This window comes from Streptomyces sp. URMC 127 (assembly GCF_051386535.1).
Taxonomy (GTDB): Bacteria; Actinomycetota; Actinomycetes; order Streptomycetales; family Streptomycetaceae; genus Streptomyces.
On record NZ_JBPQTW010000155.1, the window covers coordinates 1 to 16,367 of the forward strand.

The 16,367-nt window shown below is 76.0% G+C and carries 13 protein-coding genes and 2 pseudogenes; 6 read left to right on the forward strand and 9 right to left on the reverse strand.

Annotated features, from left to right (window positions below; genetic code table 11):
- Positions 1 to 259 precede the first annotated feature (259 nt).
- Positions 260 to 1,775 (forward strand): annotated as a pseudogene (locus ACSNOH_RS25145) (PucR family transcriptional regulator).
- Positions 1,776 to 2,416: 641 nt separating this feature from the next.
- Positions 2,417 to 2,665 (forward strand): pentapeptide repeat-containing protein, encoded by a 249-nt coding sequence (locus ACSNOH_RS25150; RefSeq protein ID WP_436723708.1) that lies wholly within the window; start codon positions 2,417 to 2,419, stop codon positions 2,663 to 2,665.
- Between the two features lie 36 nt (positions 2,666 to 2,701).
- Here the strand turns inward: ACSNOH_RS25150 and ACSNOH_RS25155 are convergent, their stop codons facing one another.
- The 3 genes from ACSNOH_RS25155 to recN all read right to left on the reverse strand — a co-directional run bounded on the left by ACSNOH_RS25155 (position 2,702) and on the right by recN (position 7,067).
- A complete protein-coding gene (locus ACSNOH_RS25155; protein ID WP_436723696.1) occupies positions 2,702 to 3,826 on the reverse strand; it encodes a glycosyltransferase family 4 protein in 1,125 nt (374 codons plus the stop codon).
- Positions 3,827 to 3,992: 166 nt separating this feature from the next.
- A complete protein-coding gene (locus ACSNOH_RS25160) occupies positions 3,993 to 4,757 on the reverse strand; it encodes a hypothetical protein (protein WP_436723697.1) in 765 nt (254 codons plus the stop codon).
- Between the two features lie 546 nt (positions 4,758 to 5,303).
- Entirely contained in the window at positions 5,304 to 7,067 is a 1,764-nt protein-coding gene (gene recN, locus ACSNOH_RS25165) for a DNA repair protein RecN (RefSeq protein WP_436723698.1), read from the reverse strand.
- A 156-nt stretch (positions 7,068 to 7,223) separates the two neighbouring features.
- On the opposite strand from recN, the gene ACSNOH_RS25170 reads away from it, so the two are divergent.
- Entirely contained in the window at positions 7,224 to 8,693 is a 1,470-nt protein-coding gene (locus ACSNOH_RS25170) for a S41 family peptidase (protein ID WP_436723699.1), read from the forward strand.
- 155 nt (positions 8,694 to 8,848) lie between these two features.
- On the opposite strand, the gene ACSNOH_RS25175 is transcribed toward ACSNOH_RS25170, so the two are convergent.
- The 3 genes and pseudogenes from ACSNOH_RS25175 to ACSNOH_RS25185 all read right to left on the reverse strand — a co-directional run bounded on the left by ACSNOH_RS25175 (position 8,849) and on the right by ACSNOH_RS25185 (position 10,858).
- Positions 8,849 to 9,787, reverse strand: a complete 939-nt coding sequence (locus tag ACSNOH_RS25175) for an NAD kinase (protein ID WP_436723700.1) — start codon at positions 9,785 to 9,787, stop codon at positions 8,849 to 8,851.
- Positions 9,742 to 10,530: pseudogene (locus ACSNOH_RS25180) on the reverse strand (TlyA family RNA methyltransferase); the annotation flags it as partial. The pseudogene ACSNOH_RS25180 and the gene ACSNOH_RS25175, both read right to left, overlap by 46 nt.
- Positions 10,531 to 10,543: 13 nt before the next feature.
- Positions 10,544 to 10,858, reverse strand: a complete 315-nt coding sequence (locus tag ACSNOH_RS25185) for a hypothetical protein (protein ID WP_436723701.1) — start codon at positions 10,856 to 10,858, stop codon at positions 10,544 to 10,546.
- 68 nt (positions 10,859 to 10,926) lie between these two features.
- On the opposite strand from ACSNOH_RS25185, the gene ACSNOH_RS25190 reads away from it, so the two are divergent.
- Positions 10,927 to 11,274 carry a sterol-binding protein gene (locus tag ACSNOH_RS25190; protein WP_436723702.1) on the forward strand — a complete coding sequence of 116 codons (348 nt, stop codon included), beginning with the start codon at positions 10,927 to 10,929 and terminating at the stop codon, positions 11,272 to 11,274.
- A gap of 6 nt (positions 11,275 to 11,280) precedes the next feature.
- Here the strand turns inward: ACSNOH_RS25190 and ACSNOH_RS25195 are convergent, their stop codons facing one another.
- Genes ACSNOH_RS25195 through ACSNOH_RS25205 form a run of 3 tightly spaced genes read right to left on the reverse strand, consistent with a single transcriptional unit; the run spans position 11,281 to position 14,257 of the window.
- Positions 11,281 to 12,093 (reverse strand): ABC transporter ATP-binding protein, encoded by an 813-nt coding sequence (locus tag ACSNOH_RS25195; RefSeq protein WP_436723703.1) that lies wholly within the window; start codon positions 12,091 to 12,093, stop codon positions 11,281 to 11,283.
- 59 nt (positions 12,094 to 12,152) lie between these two features.
- Positions 12,153 to 13,193 (reverse strand): FecCD family ABC transporter permease, encoded by a 1,041-nt coding sequence (locus tag ACSNOH_RS25200; protein WP_436723704.1) that lies wholly within the window; start codon positions 13,191 to 13,193, stop codon positions 12,153 to 12,155.
- Positions 13,190 to 14,257 carry a FecCD family ABC transporter permease gene (locus ACSNOH_RS25205; RefSeq protein ID WP_436723705.1) on the reverse strand — a complete coding sequence of 356 codons (1,068 nt, stop codon included), beginning with the start codon at positions 14,255 to 14,257 and terminating at the stop codon, positions 13,190 to 13,192. The genes ACSNOH_RS25200 and ACSNOH_RS25205 overlap by 4 nt, the downstream gene beginning before the upstream one ends.
- 67 nt (positions 14,258 to 14,324) lie before the next feature.
- Between ACSNOH_RS25205 and ACSNOH_RS25210 the strand changes: the two genes are divergently transcribed.
- Together ACSNOH_RS25210 and ACSNOH_RS25215 are read left to right on the forward strand one after the other, a co-directional pair.
- Entirely contained in the window at positions 14,325 to 15,362 is a 1,038-nt protein-coding gene (locus ACSNOH_RS25210) for an ABC transporter substrate-binding protein (RefSeq protein WP_436723706.1), read from the forward strand.
- 68 nt (positions 15,363 to 15,430) lie between these two features.
- A complete protein-coding gene (locus ACSNOH_RS25215; RefSeq protein WP_436723707.1) occupies positions 15,431 to 16,261 on the forward strand; it encodes a siderophore-interacting protein in 831 nt (276 codons plus the stop codon).
- Positions 16,262 to 16,367 lie beyond the last annotated feature (106 nt).

The window sequence follows — 16,367 nt, forward strand, 5'->3', positions numbered from 1 at the left end:
GCCCTGGGATATGCCGGAGGGGACGGACTCGGGGCCTGCGGTCATGGGGGCCAGGGTAGGGGCGGTGCGGGACGGCGCAGAAGAGCGGCAGCAACCCTCGCGGGCCGGCCGGCGATGCCGGGCCTCAGCACGTGCCGGGCCTCAGCGCGTGCCGGACCTCAGCCCGTACCGGACGCTCGGCCCGTACGGAGGCTCGCCCCGTACCGGACGCTGGGCCCGTATCTGACAACCGCGCCGGACGGCGACTAGGTTCCGCCTCATGGAACCGCACGCCCCCCAGGGCATCACCGTGGCCCAGGCCCTGGAGCTGCCCACCCTGCGCAAGGGCCTTCCCGAAGTGCTCGCCGCAGGCGACCGGCTGGACCGCTCCGTCCGCTGGGTGCACGCGGGCGAGGCCCCGAACATCGCCGCCCTGCTGAAGGGCGGCGAGCTCCTGCTGACGACGGGGCTGGGGCTGGGCAGCCGCCCGGCCGAGCAGCGCGCGTTCGTCCGCGGGCTCGCCGAGCGCGGCATCGCGGCGCTGGTCGTGGAGCTGGGCGCGCGGTTCGCGACGCTCCCGGCGGCGGTGGTGGACGCGGCGCGCTCGTGCGGGCTGCCGCTGGTGCAGCTGCACCGGGAGGTGCCGTTCGTCGCGGTGACGGAGGAGATCCACACCGAGCTGGTCAACGAGCACTACGCCCTGCTGCGGCGCGCCGAGGAGGTGCACCGGCGCTGCACGGAGCTGCTGCTGGGCGGCGGCGGGGTGCCGGAGGTGCTGCGGCTGTTCGCGGGCTTCGCGGGCAACCCCGTCTTCCTGGAGACGCCGGACGGGCGGCTGCTGTACGCGGCGGGGCCGGAGGGCGCCGCGGGCGGTACGGATCCGCTGCAGGTGTGGGAGCGGCTGCGCCCGCCGGCGGGCCGTCCGGCCGGGGCGGTCGTCACGGACGTGCCGGGGAACGGGCCGGGGCCGGGCGCCGTACGGGCCCGGCTGGCCGTGCTGCCGGTCGACGCGCCGCTGGCGCCCGTGCACCGGATCGCGGCGGAGCGCACGGCGGGCCTGCTGGCGGTGGTGCTGCTGCAGGCCCGGCAGGAGGAGGAGCTGGCGGCGCGCGGGCGCGGCGACTTCCTGGCCGACCTGGCCGAGGGCCGGGTGGCGGCGGCGGAGGCGCCGGCCCAGGCGCGGGTGCTGGGCTTCCGGCCCGGTCCCGGTCCGCTGCTGCCGCTGGTGATGCGGCCGGCCACGGACCTGGCGCCCGCGGAGGGGCGGGCCGCGCTGGCCTGTGCGGTGCAGGAGGAGCTGGCCGGGGCGGGGGTGCCGGTGCTGCTGGGCGTCCGGCTGCCGGAGGGCCGGGTTCCCGGCGCCCGTCGTGGTGGCGGGGGCGCCCGCGACGTGGGAGACGGCCGGGGCGGAGCTGCGGCGGGCGGCCGAGGCGGCGACGGCGGCCCAGGGCCTGCCGGACCGGCCCTGGCACGACGTGCGGCGGCTCGACGTGGACGTCCTGCTGTGGCGGCTGCGCTCCCAGGGCGACCTGGCGGCGTTCGTGGACCGGGTGCTGGGGCCGCTGATCGCGCACGATGCCGCCGCGCGGCCGGCGCTGCTGCCCACGCTCGCCGCCTACCTCGCGCACGCGGGCCGCAAGGCGGAGACCGCGCGCGAGCTCCACCTCAACCGCCAGACGCTCTACGACCGGCTGGCGCGGATCGGGCGGCTGCTGGACGCGGACCTGGAGGACCCGGAGACGGTGCTGTCGCTGGGTCTGGCGCTGCGCGCCCGCCGCCACACGGAGTGGATTTGACCTGCGCAGACACCCCGGGCTCTACTCGAACGGTGACGGGGACAGAGACGGGGACAGAGAAGAACCGGGCGGCGGCCGGCACCGCCGCGGCGGACCGCGAGGACCTGCGGGCGGACTGCGGCAGCTGCTTCGCGCTGTGCTGCGTCGCGCTGCCGTTCGTGGCCTCGGCGGACTTCGCCGCGAGCAAGGACGCCGGGAAGCCGTGCGGCAACCTGCAGCAGGACTTCCGCTGCGGCATCCACACCGCCCTGCGGAAGAAGGGCTACGCGGGCTGCACCGTCTACGACTGCCAGGGCGCGGGCCAGAAGGTCTCCCAGGTCACCTTCGGCGGGCGGGACTGGCGGCAGGACCCGGGGACGGCCCGGCAGATGTTCGCCGTCTACCCCGTCATGCGCCAGCTGCACGAGCTGCTGTGGTACCTGGCCGAGGCCCTCACCCTGCCCGCCGCCCGGCAGCTGCACGGCGAGATCCGCCGCGTCCACGACGCCGTCGAGCGCCTGACCCACGAGAGCCCCGAGGCGATCCTCGAAGTGAACGTGGCGATGCGCCGGCAGGAGGTCGGCGAACTGCTGCAGCGCACCAGCGAGCTCGTACGGGCGCAGGTCCCGGGCAAGAAGAAGAACCGGCGCGGGGCCGACCTCATGGGCGCCCGGCTGCGCGGTGCGAACCTCCGGGGCGCCCACCTGCGCGGGGCGTACCTGATCGCCGCCGACCTGAGCGGCGCCGACCTGCGCACGGCCGACCTCCTCGGGGCCGACCTGCGCGACGCGGACCTGAGCGGGGCCGACCTCACCGGCAGCATCTTCCTCACCCAGGCGCAGCTCAACGCGGCGCGGGGCGACGCGCGGACGAAGCTGCCGGCGGGGCTGAGCCGGCCGGCGCACTGGTGACCACCGGGCCGGTCAGCGGTCCCGCCGGCAGGACCGCTACCCGGCCCTCCACCCGCCCGAGACCAGTTCGTCGTACACGCTGAGGACGTGGGCGACCGTGTCGTCCTCCGTGGGCCAGGTGGCCGCCTGAGCGCGGCCGGCCGCGGTGAGCTCGGCGCGGCGCGCGGGGTCGGCCAGCAGGCGGCTCACCGCCCCGGCGAGGGCGTCGGCATCCCCGTACGGAACGAGCTCGGCCGCGGGGCCGACGAGGTCCGGGACGCCGCCGACCGCCGTCGCCACCAGGGGGACGCCCGCGTGCAGCGCCTCCTGGGCGAGCAGGGAGCGGGCCTCCCAGCGGCTCGGGAGGATCGCGACGTCGGCCGCGGCGAGCAGCTCGGGCACGTCGTCGCGGCGGCCGATCAGGCGGATCGGCAGGCCCTCGTCCTCGATGCGGCGCTGCAGCAGCGGGCGTTCGGGCCCCTCGCCCGCGATGACCAGCAGCGGCTCGGGGTCCAGGTCGCGCCAGGCGCGGGCCGCGTCCAGCAGCGGGCCGTGGCCCTGGCCGGGCTCCAGGCGGCCCGCGGTGATCAGCAACGGGCGGGCGACCGCGCCCAGTTCGGCGCGGGTCTTGTCCTTCGGCTCGTCGTCGTCCGGCGCCGGGCGCGGGGCGGGCACGGCCGCGGGGGCCAGCCGGGCGTCCCGCGCGCCGCGCGTGCGGGCCCGGTCCACCAGCTCGGACGTCACCCCGAGGACGACGGACGCGGCACGGGCCGCGCGCCGCTCCATCAGCCGTACGAAGCGGCCGCGGGCGCCCTCCGCGGGGCGCGTCGTGTGCCAGGTGACGACCAGGGGGGTGCTGCGGCCGCGCAGCGCCAGCGCCGCGAGGACGGCGGAGCGCAGGCCGTGCGCGTGCACGACGTCGGCGCCGGCGCCGGCCGCGCGGATGCCGGCGACGGCCAGGGCGTCCGGCCCGGACCGCAGCGGGGCGAACAGCGCGCCCGCGGCCGCGAATCCGTAGCCCTCGCCCGTCGGCCGCGGCGCGCACACCGTGACCCGCACCCCGCGCGCCACCAGGCCTGCCGCCAGCGACCGCACGTGCGCGCCGCTGCCGGCGCCCCCGCTGCCCAGCACTTGCACCGCGTGCAGGGGCGGCCGCCCGTGGGGTGCGGGTGTACTGCTCACGCGGAGAGGGCTCCTGATTCGGTGTCGGCGTCGGCAACGGCAATCGGCAACGGCATCGAAGAGGCGTACGGCGCGGTGCTGCCGCCCAGGATGCCAGCGTCCGCCGGCATCACGGGACCACCGTCTCGCGGGTCGAGCGCCCTACCTCGCCCGCACATCCGCGGATTCACTCACATAGGTGATTTCTCGCGTCCATGGCGAGGGCCGTGCCCACCAGCGCGGCGGCGTGCAGCGCGAGCCCGGCCCGGCCGTTGCCGGCCACGACGGCGAGCCCGAGGCCCGCGCCGAGCGCGTGCGCACCGGTGTCGCCGAGCATCGTCCGCTCGGCGAGATCGTCCGCGATCAGGGCGGCCGCGGCGCCCACCGGGGCGGCCGCGAGGGGCGCCGACCGGCGCCGGGCGAGCCCGGGCGCGGCCAGCGCGAGCACGGCTCCGGCCGCCCGGCCCGGCCTGACGTCCAGCAGGTTGACGAGGTGCGCGGAGCCGGCGATCACCACGGCGGCCAGCGCCTTGTCGAGCGGCCGCTCCTTGACGACCGCACCGGCGGCGCAGGCGGCCGCCCCGATGCCGATGAGCTTCACGGCGCCGCTGGTGACCTCCCCGCGCCGCAGCGCCCCCAGATGCGCCCGGAACCCCCGCCGGGGATCTCCGGCCCCCGCGAAGTCGTCGTAGGCCCCGCACGCCGCGGCGGCGAGCACGGCCGCCGCTCCGGCCGCCCGGGACCGCGGCGGCAGCCCGGGCGCGACGGCCAGGGCGAGCGCGGTGCCGGCGGCCGCGGCGGGGCCGGCGTGGAGGTGGACGGTGCGGCCGGCGTGGTTGGTGCGCTCCCATACGGCGGCGCGGGGGCTCCGGCGCCGCCGGGCGGCCTCGTAAACCCCCCGCGCCACGGCCGCCCCACCGAGCGCCGCCGCGCCCACCCTAGAAGTGATCATGCCCCGACCCTACGACCACGCGACCGGAGGCCCGCACCCCCACCACCGGCCGGTCCGGCACCGCCGAACACGCCGTGGGGGTCACTCGCCGCGGCGGCGGAAGAAAACGGCCGGCGCCGCGCTTCGCCGGCGGTCAAGGATGCCGCGCATCCTTGAGTCCGCCGCGACGGCGCTCAGCCACAACGGCGGAATCCGGCGGTGCCGCACCACGCTCGGCACGCCCGGCACCGCCGGACACGTCCACGATGGCTGATCACCGCCGCGGCGGATTGAAGGGGCCAGGCCCCTTCACCGGGGCTCAGGCCACCGGCACCAGCCGGTCAAGGATGCGCAGCACCCTTGACTCCGCCGCAACGGAAGAAGGGGCCGGACCCCTTCACCGTGGCCCGGTCACCCGCCAACGGCCCCAGCCGGTCAAAGACGCCCCGCATCCGTCCACGCCCGCCAGAGGCGACCCCATGACCGCCAGGGCAGTCTCCTCGCCGCCACGGCGAGCAACCACAACGCCGGAGTCCGGCGAGGCCGGAGCCGGCGCAACCCGTACGTCTACTGACCCCCGCCGGAGGCGACCCGCGCCGCGGCGAGGAGTTCTTCCGCGTGGGCCCGGGCCAGTTCGGAGTCCTCCTGGCCCGCCAGCATGCGCGAGAGCTCGCGGATGCGGTCCTCGCCCTCCATCGCCTTCACGCCGCTGCGCGTCACCGACCCCTCGTGGGTCTTCTCCACCACCAGGTGCCGGTCGGCGAAGGCCGCCACCTGCGGAAGGTGGGTGACCACCACGACCTGGGCCGTCCGCGCGAGGCGCGCGAGGCGGCGGCCCACCTCGACGGCCGCCTTGCCGCCGACGCCCGCGTCGACCTCGTCGAAGAGGTACGTGGGGACGGGCGCGGAGCCCGCGAAGACGACCTCGACGGCGAGCATGACGCGCGAGAGCTCACCGCCGGACGCGCCCTTGGCGATGGGCCGGGGCACCGCCCCCGGGTGCGGGGCGAGGAGGAGCTCGACCTCGTCCGCGCCGTGGGGGCCGTACGCGACCGCGCGCCCGCCGACGTCGATGCCGCTGTCCGCGTCCGCGACCTCGGTCTGCCGGACCGCGAAGGTCACGCGGGCGTGCGGCATGGCCAGCTCGGCGAGCTCGGCGGTGACCGCGGCGGCGAACCGCTCCGCCGCCTCCGCCCGTGCGTCGCTCACCGCCTGGGCGAGCCCGCCCAGCTCCGCGCGCAGCGCGTCCCGTTCGGCGGTCAGCTCTTCGATGCGCTCGTCGTCGCCGTCGAGCTCGCCGAGCCGCGCGGCGCTCCGCTCGGCCCAGGCGAGGACTTCGGCGATGTCCTGGCCGTACTTGCGCGTGAGCTGGGTGAGCGCGGCGCGCCGCTCCTCCACGGCGGCGAGCCGCAGCGGGTCGGCGTCCAGGTCGGAGGCGTATCCGGCGAGCTCCCCGGCGACGTCGGAGAGCAGGATGCCGATCTCGCCGATGCGGTCGGCGAGCGCGGCGAGCGCCGGGTCGTGGGAGCGCACGGCCTCCACGGCCCGGTGCGCGCCGGCGACGAGCGTGGCGGCGTCGATGCCCTCGGGGTCCTCGGGGTTGCCCGCGAGCGCGGCGTGCGCGGCGGTGGCGGCGGAGGCGAGGGCCTCCGCGTGCCCGAGCCGCTCCGCCTCGGCGGCGAGCTCGGCGTCCTCGCCCGGGACCGGCTCGACGGCGGCGACCTCGTCCAGCCCGAACCGCAGCAGGTCGGCTTCCTGGGCGCGCTCGCGGGCCCGCGTCGTCAGCTCGGTGAGCTCGGCGGTGACGGTGCGCAGCCGGCGGTAGGCGTCGGCGTACTTGGCGAGCGGCGCGGCCACCGCGTCGCCCGCGTACCGGTCGAGGGCCTGCCGCTGCCGCGCGGGCCGCAGCAGCCCCTGCTGGTCGGTCTGCCCGTGCACCGCCACGAGGTCGTCCGCGAGCTCGCCGAGCAGCCCGACGGGCACGCTGCGCCCGCCCAGGTGCGCCCGGGAGCGCCCTTCGGCGGAGAGGGTGCGGCTGATGAGCAGCGTGCCCTCGTCCAGCTCGGCGCCCGCCTCCTCCGCCCGCAGCGCCACGGGCGACGCGGGGCCGACGGCGAGCCGCCCCTCGACGACCGCGGACCGCGCCCCCATGCGCACCAGCGCGGGGTCGGCGCGACCGCCGAGCAGCAGACCGAGGCTGGTGACGACCATGGTCTTGCCCGCGCCGGTCTCGCCGGTCACCGCGGTGAAACCGGGCGACAGCTCGACGACGGCGTCGTCAATGACGCCCAAGGACCGGATCCGCATCTCCTCCAACACGGATACGACCATACGAGGTTCCGGGGCCCCCTCGCGACGGCCACCCCCACCGACCCCCCTGGGGGAATCCCCACCACCGTTCCGGGTGATCACTCCATGGCCCCGGGCACCCCCGGAGGAGGAGGCTGCTGCCGACCGCAAAGCCCCTTCCTGCCCGATGAGGTCCGTATGCCCGTTCGTTCCCGTTCGCCCCGCGCCGCGGCGCTGTTCCTCGCCGCCGCCGTCGCCGTGACCACCGCCGCCGGCACGGGCACCGCGCTCGCCCGCGGCCCCCGGCCCGCGGTCCCGGCCGCCGCGCTCGACGGCGTGTGGCGCATGGACGGCTACGGCACGGTCGCCGTGGTCGAGGACGGCGGCCGCCGCCTGCGGACGTACGAGACGACGGCGGTCAGCTGCCTGCCCGGCGCCCTCACCGCCTCCCGTACGGACCCCTCCGGCCCCTTCCGGCAGGGCGGCGAGCCGGACGTCACGGTGACCGCACGAGGCCGCGACACGGCGCGGCTGGCGTTCGCCGACAACGTGGGCCACCGCACCCTCCACCGCGTGCCGGCGCTCCCGGACCGCTGCGCGAACGCCCCGGCCCCGGATCCGAAGGCGCATGTGGACCCGCGGGTGGTCTTCGACACCTTCTGGCAGACCTACGCCGAGAACTACCCCTTCTTCGCCGCCCGGCACGTCGACTGGAACGCCGTCCGCGACCGCTACCGCCCCAAGGTCACCGCCGGTACCGGCGAGGCCGAGCTGTTCCGCATCCTGTCGGACATGATCCGGCCGCTGTACGACGGGCACACCGGGCTGGTCGACCCGCAGCGGCCCGCGGAGTACCTGTTCACCGGCCACCGCCAGGACACCGTCGTTCCCGGCGAGACGGCACGCAAGCGCATCGACGAGGCCGTCGCCGCAAGCGTCGCGAAGGCGGGCGCCGCCGGGCAGCGCTCCTGGGCCGGCGGGCGGATCACGTACGCGGAGCTCCCCGGCCGGACGGGCTTCCTGCGCATCACCTCGTTCCTGAACTACGGGGAGGGCGACGGCTACGAGGCCGACAAGGCCGCGCTGCGCACCGCCCTGGACGAGGTCTTCACCACAGCCCGCACCACCGGCCCGGACGCCCTCCGCGGCCTCGTCCTCGACCTGCGCCTCAACGGCGGCGGCTCGGACCGGCTCGCCCTGGACGTGGCCGAGCGGCTGACCGCCCGGCCGTACACGGCCTACCTCAAGCACGCGCGCAACGACGCCGCCGATCCCCGTAAGTTCACCCCGGCCGAGCCGGTCCGGGTGACCCCGCACGACGGCCCCGTCTACACCGGCCCGCTGACGGTCCTCACCGGCCGGCTCACCATGAGCGCGGGCGAGACCCTCACGCAGGCGCTGCTGCAGCGGGGCCCGAAGCCCGCGCTCGTCGGCGAGAACACGCAGGGCCTGTTCTCGGACCGGCTCATGCGCAAGCTGCCCAACGGCTGGCTGTTCTGGCTCCCGAACGAGGAGTTCCTGAGCGCGCGGGACGGGCGCACGACGTACGACGGCGCAGGCATCCCCCCGGAGTTCCGCACGAGCGTCTTCGCCGAGGAGGACCTCACGGCCCGCCGCGACCCGGCCCTGAAGAAGGCGCTGGAGCTGCTGCGGGGCGGACGGCGCTGACGGGCCGCGGCCCGTCGTCCGCCGGCGTCGCACCGCTCGGGCGGGGGATGCCGCGTGCATGTCCCCCGCCGCAACGGCGATCAACCACGACGCCGCAGCCCGGCGGTGCCGGACCGGGCTCGGGCCCGTACGTCCGGACCAGCAGGCCGGCAGGCCTAGTGCGGCGCCCCGCGCCACCCCGCCACCGGCAGCGCGAACTTCGCCACCAGCCGGTCCGTGAAGGACGCGTGGTGCAGCCGGGCGAGCCGTACGGGCACGGCCCCGCGCCGCACTTCCACCCGTGCCCCGGCCGGCAGCTCGACCGTGCGGCGGCCGTCGCACCACAGCACCCCGTTGGGGGTCTGCGGCTGCACCTCGACCGCCAGCACCGAGTCCGGCGCCGTCACCAGGGGCTTGGCGAACAGCGCGTGGGCGCTGATCGGGACCATCAGCAGGGCCTCGACCTCGGGCCAGACCACCGGCCCGCCGGCGGAGAAGGCGTACGCGGTGGAGCCGGTGGGCGTCGCGCACACGACGCCGTCGCCGCCGAAGCGGGACACCGGCCGCCCGTCGACCTCGGTGACGACCTCCAGGAGCCGTTCCCGCGCGGCCTTCTCCACGGACGCCTCGTTGAGCGCCCAGTCGGTGTGCACGACGTGCCCGTCGGTCAGGACGGCGACGTCGAGCGTCATGCGCTCCTCGACCTCGTAGGCCCGTGTGACGACCCGGTCCACGACCTTGTCGAGGTCGTCGCGCTCGGCCTCGGCGAGGAAGCCGACGCGGCCGAGGTTGACGCCGAGCATCGGCACCCCGGAGCGGCGCGCGAACTCGGCGCCGCGCAGCAGCGTGCCGTCGCCGCCGAGGACGACGAGGAGCTCGCAGCCCTCCAGGACGTCCGGCCGGCCCGGGCCGGCCTCGACCAGCTCGACCGCGGCCGGCAGCGGCAGGTCGGCCGCCTCGTCGGCGAGCGCCCGCACGCCGATCCCGCACCGCAGCAGCCCCTGGACCACCAGTTCGGCGCTGCGGATGGCCGCCGGGCGGCCCGTGTGCGCGAGCAGGAAGACGGTGCGTCCGCTCCCGCCGGGTCCAGTTCGGGCGCTCCGGCTCGCAGCCACAGAAAGTACTCGACGTTGCCCGAGGGGCCGGGCAGCGGGCTGGCGGTCACGCCGAGCACGCCCAGCCCCAGTTCCGCGGCGCGGGCGGCGACGGCGCGCACGGCCTCGGCCCGCAGCTGGGTGCTGCGCACGACGCCGCCGCTGCCGAGACGCTCCTTGCCGACCTCGAACTGCGGCTTGACCATGAGCACCAGGTCGGCGTCGGGGGCGGCGCAGCGTACGAGGGCGGGCAGCACCAGGCCGAGCGGGATGAAGGACAGGTCGCCGACGATCAGGTCGACGGGGATGTTGTCGATCTGCTCCAGGGTGAGCTCGCGGACGTTGGTGCGGTCCTTCACGGTGACCCGCTCGTCGCTCTGCAGCGACCACGCGAGCTGCCCGTAGCCGACGTCGGCGGCGACGACGTGCGCGGCGCCGGCGCGCAGCAGGACGTCGGTGAAGCCGCCGGTGGACGCTCCGGCGTCGAGGGCGCGGCGGCCCTCGACCTTCAGGCCGCGCGGCACGAAGGCGGCGAGCGCGCCGGCGAGCTTGTGGCCGCCGCGGGAGACGTAGTCGGGGTCGTTCTCGTCCTCGGTGACGACGATCGCGGCGCTGAGCTCGACCTGGGTCGCCGCCTTGGTCGCGACGGCGCCGCCGACGGTCACCCGGCCCGCCGCGATGAGCTGGCTCGCGTGCTCGCGGGAGCGGGCGAGTTTACGGCGCACGAGCTCGGCGTCGAGTCGGCTGCGTCGCGGGCGGGTCACTGCCACGGGTGGTTCAGCTCCTGTTGTCGTGCGAAGCGGGGGCGCCCGGGAACGCGGGCGGCCCGGACGGGCCGGGGCCCCGGTCGAGCGCGCCCAGCGCGTCCCGCAGGCCCCGGTGTACATCCTCGTACACCTCCAGGTGGCCGCTCACGGCGAGGTGGTCGGCGTCCGCCAGCCGGACGAGCTGCGCGTCGACGGCGGGCTCGCCGACCGGGGTGCGGGCGACGCCGAGCGGCTGCGGGCCGGGCGCGGCGTCCTCGGGGGCGGCCGCGGTCGGGGGCGCGGTCGCGGGCGCGGGCGTCGTCGCTTCGGTCATGGCCTCGGTCATGGCCCCGACGCTACCCCGGAACGCGGCTTCTGCGGCGTACGCGCCCTCCTGCGGTACCGTCCCTACCGATGGCGACGATCGAGGAGTGCCGGGCGGCGCTCGACAGACTGGCGGAGAACCTCGCGGGCTCGGACGGCGGGCTCCGGGGCGCGGCCGCGCCCGACCGCTCGCTCAGTTGCCACCTGTCCGACCTGGACGTGACCTTCACCGGCCACCTCGTCGGCGGGCACATCCAGGACGTGCGGACGCAGCCGGGCACGCCCGAGCGGCGGGCGGAGATCGCGCTGACGATGTCGGGCGACGACCTCGTGGCCCTCGTCGACGGGCGGCTGAACTTCGCGAAGGCGTGGGCCGCAGGCCGCGTCCGGGTCCAGGCGAGCGTGCGGGACGTGCTGCGGCTGCGGTCGCTCCTGTAGCGAGCCCTACGGCCGCGCGGTGACGGCCTCCGTACGCGCCTTCCGCGCCGCCGGCACCACCAGCGGCGTCCCCGTCTCCGGGTCGTCGATGACCTGGCACCGCAGCCCGAACACCCGCTCCACGAGCTCGGCGGTGACGACGTCCCCCGGAGCGCCCTCGGCGACGACCTTGCCGTCGCGCATGGCGATCAGGTGGGTGGCGTAGCGCGCGGCGTGGTTGAGGTCGTGGAGGACGGCGACGAGGGTGCGGCCCTGCTCCTCGTGGAGCTGGGCGCACAGGTCGAGCACCTCGATCTGGTGCTGGATGTCCAGGTACGTGGTGGGTTCGTCCAGCAGGAGCAGCGGCGTCTGCTGGGCGAGGGCCATGGCGATCCAGACCCGCTGGCGCTGGCCGCCGGAGAGCTCGTCCACGTGCCGGTCGGCGAGCGCGCCGACGCCGGTGGCGGCCATGGACTCGTTGACGATCCGCTCGTCCTCGCGCGACCACTGGCGCAGCAGGCCCTGGTGGGGGTAGCGGCCGCGGGCGACGAGGTCGCCGACGGTGATGCCGTCGGGCGCGATGGAGGACTGCGGGAGCAGGCCGAGCGTGCGGGCGACCTGCTTCGCCGGGTACGAGCCGATGGCGGCGCCGTCCAGGAGGACGGATCCGGCGGCCGGCTTGAGCATCCGGGCGAGGGCGCGCAGCAGCGTGGACTTGCCGCAGGCGTTGGGGCCGACGATGACGGTGAAGGACCGGTCGGGGATCGCGACCGAGAGGTTCTCGGCGATGACGCGCTGGTCGTAGGCGAGCGTGACGGATGCGGCCGTCAGTCGGCTCATGGGGCGGTCTCCTTGCTGAGGGGGCGTGCCGGTGGTGTGCAGTGCGTCCGCCGCGCGGCTCATACGCGCCCCGCCTTCCGCTCCGTGAACAGCAGCCACAGCAGATAGCAGCCGCCGAGCATCCCGGTGAGGGCTCCGACGGGCAGCTTGTCGGCCCCGAAGAGCCGCTGCGAGGCCCAGTCGGCGCCGACGAGCAGGGCCGCGCCCATGGCCGCGGCGGCGAAGAGGCCGGGCCCGGCGGCACGGGTCAGCCGGCGGGCGAGCTGCGGGGCGGCGAGGGCCACGAAGCCGACGGGCCCGGCGGCGGCCGTGGCGGCGGCGGTGAGCAGCACGGCGCAGGCCATGACCACGAGCCGGGTCCGCTCGGCGCGCACGCCGAGGGCGTACGCGGCGTCGTCGCCCATCTCCAGCATCCGCAGGGCGCGGCCGTGCCCGAGCACGACGGGGAAGAGGACGGCGGCGGCGAGGAGCAGGGGCTGCACCTGGTTCCAGTCGCGGCCGTTGAGGGAGCCGACCAGCCAGATCATGGAGCGGGTGGCGTCGACGAGGTCGGCCTTGGTCATCAGGTAGTCGCGCACGCCGGTGAGGACGGCGGCGGCGCCGATGCCGACGAGGACGAGCCGGTAGCCGTTGATGCCCTTCTTCCACGTCAGCAGGTAGACGGCGAGGCCGGTGAGGATGCCGCCCACGACGGCTCCGGCGGACACGGCGAACGGGTCGCCGTGGAAGAGGACGATGACGACGAGCGCGCCGGCCGCGGAGCCCTGCCCGAAGCCGATGACGTCGGGGCTGCCCAGCGGGTTGCGGGAGACGGACTGGAAGACGGCGCCGGCCAGGCCGAGGCAGCCGCCGGCGAGCAGGCCCACCAGGACGCGCGGCAGCCGCAGGTCGTGGACGATGACGTCCTGCGCGGGGGTGCCGCCGCCGGAGAGCGTCCGCAGGACGTCCACGGGGGTCATCGGGAAGTCGCCGGTCCCGATGAGGGCGACGGACGCCGCCGCGGCGACGGCCAGGAGCATCAGGGTGACGAGGGCGGCGCGCGGGGCGACGCGCAGGGAGAGCCCGCCGCGGGTGCGGACGGTACGTGCGGACGCGCTCACTGCTGGGCCACCCTCCGGCGCCGTACGAGGTAGATGAAGACGGGGCCGCCGATGACGGCCGTCACGATGCCGGCCTGGAGCTCGCCGGGCCGGGTGACGACCCGTCCGAGGATGTCCGCGCCGAGCAGCAGCACGGGCGACAGGACGGCCGCGTACGGCAGGACCCAGCGCTGGTCGGGCCCGGTGAGGGCGCGCACGGCGTGCGGGACGATCAGGCCGATGAAGACGACGGGCCCGCAGGCGGCGGTCGCGGCGCCGCACAGCAGGGTGACGGCCGTCAGCGCGAGGACGCGGGTGCGGGCGGGCCGGGTGCCGAGGGCGCGGGCGCTGTCGTCGCCGAGGGCCATGGCGTTCAGCGGCCGGGCGAGCGCGAGGGCGAGCAGCGTGCCGGCGGCGATGAAGGGCAGGACCTGCCGGATGACGTCGCCACTGGCGGACGCGAGCGAGCCGACGGTCCAGAAGCGCATCCGGTCGAGCGCGGCGGAGTCCATCAGCTGCACGGAGTTGACGTAGCCGTAGAGCGCGTACGTCACGGCGGTGCCGGCGAGCGCGAGGCGGACGGGCGTGGCGCCCCGGCTGCCGCCGAGGACGTGGACGACGACGGCGACGACGGCCGCGCCGGCGAGGGCGAACCACACGTAGCCGGCGGCCGAGCTGACGCCGAGGAAGGTGATGGCGGACACGACGGCCGCCGCGGCGCCCGCGTTGACGCCGAGGATGCCCGGTTCGGCGAGCGGGTTGCGGGTGAGGGCCTGCATCACGGCGCCGGAGAGGCCGAGCGCGGCACCGGCGAGCAGGCCGAGGACCGTACGGGGCAGGCGCACGTCGCGCACGATGACGCCGGCCTCGCCGTGCGCCGGGTGGAACAGCCCGTCCCAGACCGCCTCCAGCGGCAGCGGTTTGGCGCCGACGGCGATGCTCGCGACCGCGACGAGCAGCAGCAGACCGGTCGCCGCGAGCAGGCCGGCAGCCCGCGCGGCATTCCGCTTACGGCTTGCCGGGGGTATCTGCGGCGGCAGCGGAGCGGCGTCCGCCGGGGGCTCGGGGGGACTGTCAACCAACACGAACCTTAGGTTAGCCTACCCTTAACTCCCCCCGTTCTCGTCTCATTCCCGAGAGAAGCGCACCACCATGAGCACCCCCCGCCCCCTCAGCACCTCCCTTCTGTCCCGCCGTGGCCTGCTGGCCGCCGGTGGCGCCCTCGGGGCCGGCGCCCTTCTGACGGCCTGCGGAGGCGGCGGCTCCAAGGGCTCCGCGGACGGGGACTCAGGTTCCGCTTCCGGTCCCTGGTCGTTCAAGGACGACCGCGGCGAGACCGCGAAGGCCCCTCACACCCCCAAGAAGGTCGTCGCCTTCACCGGCACCGCCGCGGCCCTCCACGACTTCGGCGCCGAGTGCACCGCCGTCTTCGGCCCGACCGTCCTCAAGGACGGCAAGCCCGACCCGCAGGCCGGCGACCTCGACGTCGGCAAGCTGACCGTCCTCGGCAACGCATGGGGCGAGTTCAACGTCGAGAAGTACGCGGCCCTCTCCCCCGAACTCCTCGTCACCAACATGATCCAGGGCACCGAGCTCTGGTACGTGCCGGACGAGAGCAAGAAGAAGATCCTCGCCTTCGCCCCCAGCATCGGCATCAACGTCTCGAAGGTCTCCCTCACCCACGTCATCGGGCGCTACGCCGAACTCGCCGCCTCCCTCGGTGCCGACCTCAAGGCCAAGCGCGTCACCGACGCCAAGGCCCGCTTCGAGAAGGCCTCCGAGACCCTCCGCAAGGCCGCTCGGGCCAACAAGGGCCTCAAGGTCCTCGCCGCCTCCGGCTCCGCCGACCTGCTCTACGTCTCCGACCCCGGCGTCTACGCCGACCTCACCTACTTCACGTCCCTCGGCGTCGAGTTCGTCGTCCCCGGCAAGGTCACCGGCGGCTTCTTCGAGAGCCTCAGCTGGGAGAACGCCGGCAAGTACCCCGCCGACCTGATCCTCCTCGACAACCGCACCTCCGCCCTCCAGCCGAAGGACCTCGCGGCCAAGCCCACCTGGGCCGAGCTGCCCGCCGTCAAGGCCGGCCAGGTCAGCCCCTGGCTCAGCGAGCCGCGCTACTCGTACGCCGGGTGCGCACCGCTCGTCGAGGCCCTCGCCGAGGCCGTCCAGAAGGCCAGGAAGGTCGCCTGACCGCCCGGCAGGCGCAACCGAGCGAACCGCGCTGACCGCGCGAACCGAGCGAAAGGGCAACACCCCGTATGGCCGGCAGCACCACCCTCCCGTACCGCTTCTTCGATCTGGAGGTGCTCCGCACCGAGCGGATCAGCCCCGCCATGATGCGGGTCACCTTCGGCGGCGAGGAGCTCCGCGACGTCGTCGCCCGCGGCCGCGACCAGCGCTTCAAGCTGTTCCTGCCGCAGCCCGGCCAGGACGCACCGGTGCTGCCCGCCGCCCGCGACGAGACGTGGTTCACCGAGTGGCGGGCCCAGGACCCGGCCGTACGGGCCTTCATGCGCACCTACACCGTGCGGGACCTGCGCCGGGAGCCGGACGAGATGGACGTCGACTTCGCCGTGCACGGCGACGCCGGCGGGCACGGCGGCCCGGCCACCAACTGGGCCCAGGCCGCCCGCCCCGGCGACCGCGTCACCGTCCTCGCCCCCGTCGTCGAGGACAACGGCGGCGTCGACTTCCAGCCGCCCGCTGACACCGACTGGGTCCTGGTCGCCGCCGACGAGACCGCCCTGCCCGCCGTCGCCGGCATCCTCGCCTGGCTCCCGGCCGGCACCCCCGCGAAGGTATGGATCGAGGTCCCCCACGCGGACGACGTCCAGGACCTGCCCACCGACGCCGACGCGGAGATCACCTGGCTCGTACGGGGCGCGGCCGAGCCCGTCCTGAGCGCCGTCCGCGCCGCGGACCTCCCCGCCGGCAAGCCCTACGCGTGGCTCGCCGGCGAATCGGGAACCGTCCGCGGCCTGCGCCGCCACCTGGTCAACGACCGCGGCCTCGACCGCCGCACGGTCACCTTCACGGGCTACTGGCGCCGAGGCGCAACGGAGGAAGACCTGCTGGCGGAGCTGGCATAAACCAAGCCCGGCCAGCTCCCCACCCATCCCGGCCGACGTCTGAGCCCGAGCGCGCGACGGGGTCCCGGGGGCCTGCCCCTCCCAGCCCAGGTACGCCCCACCCAGC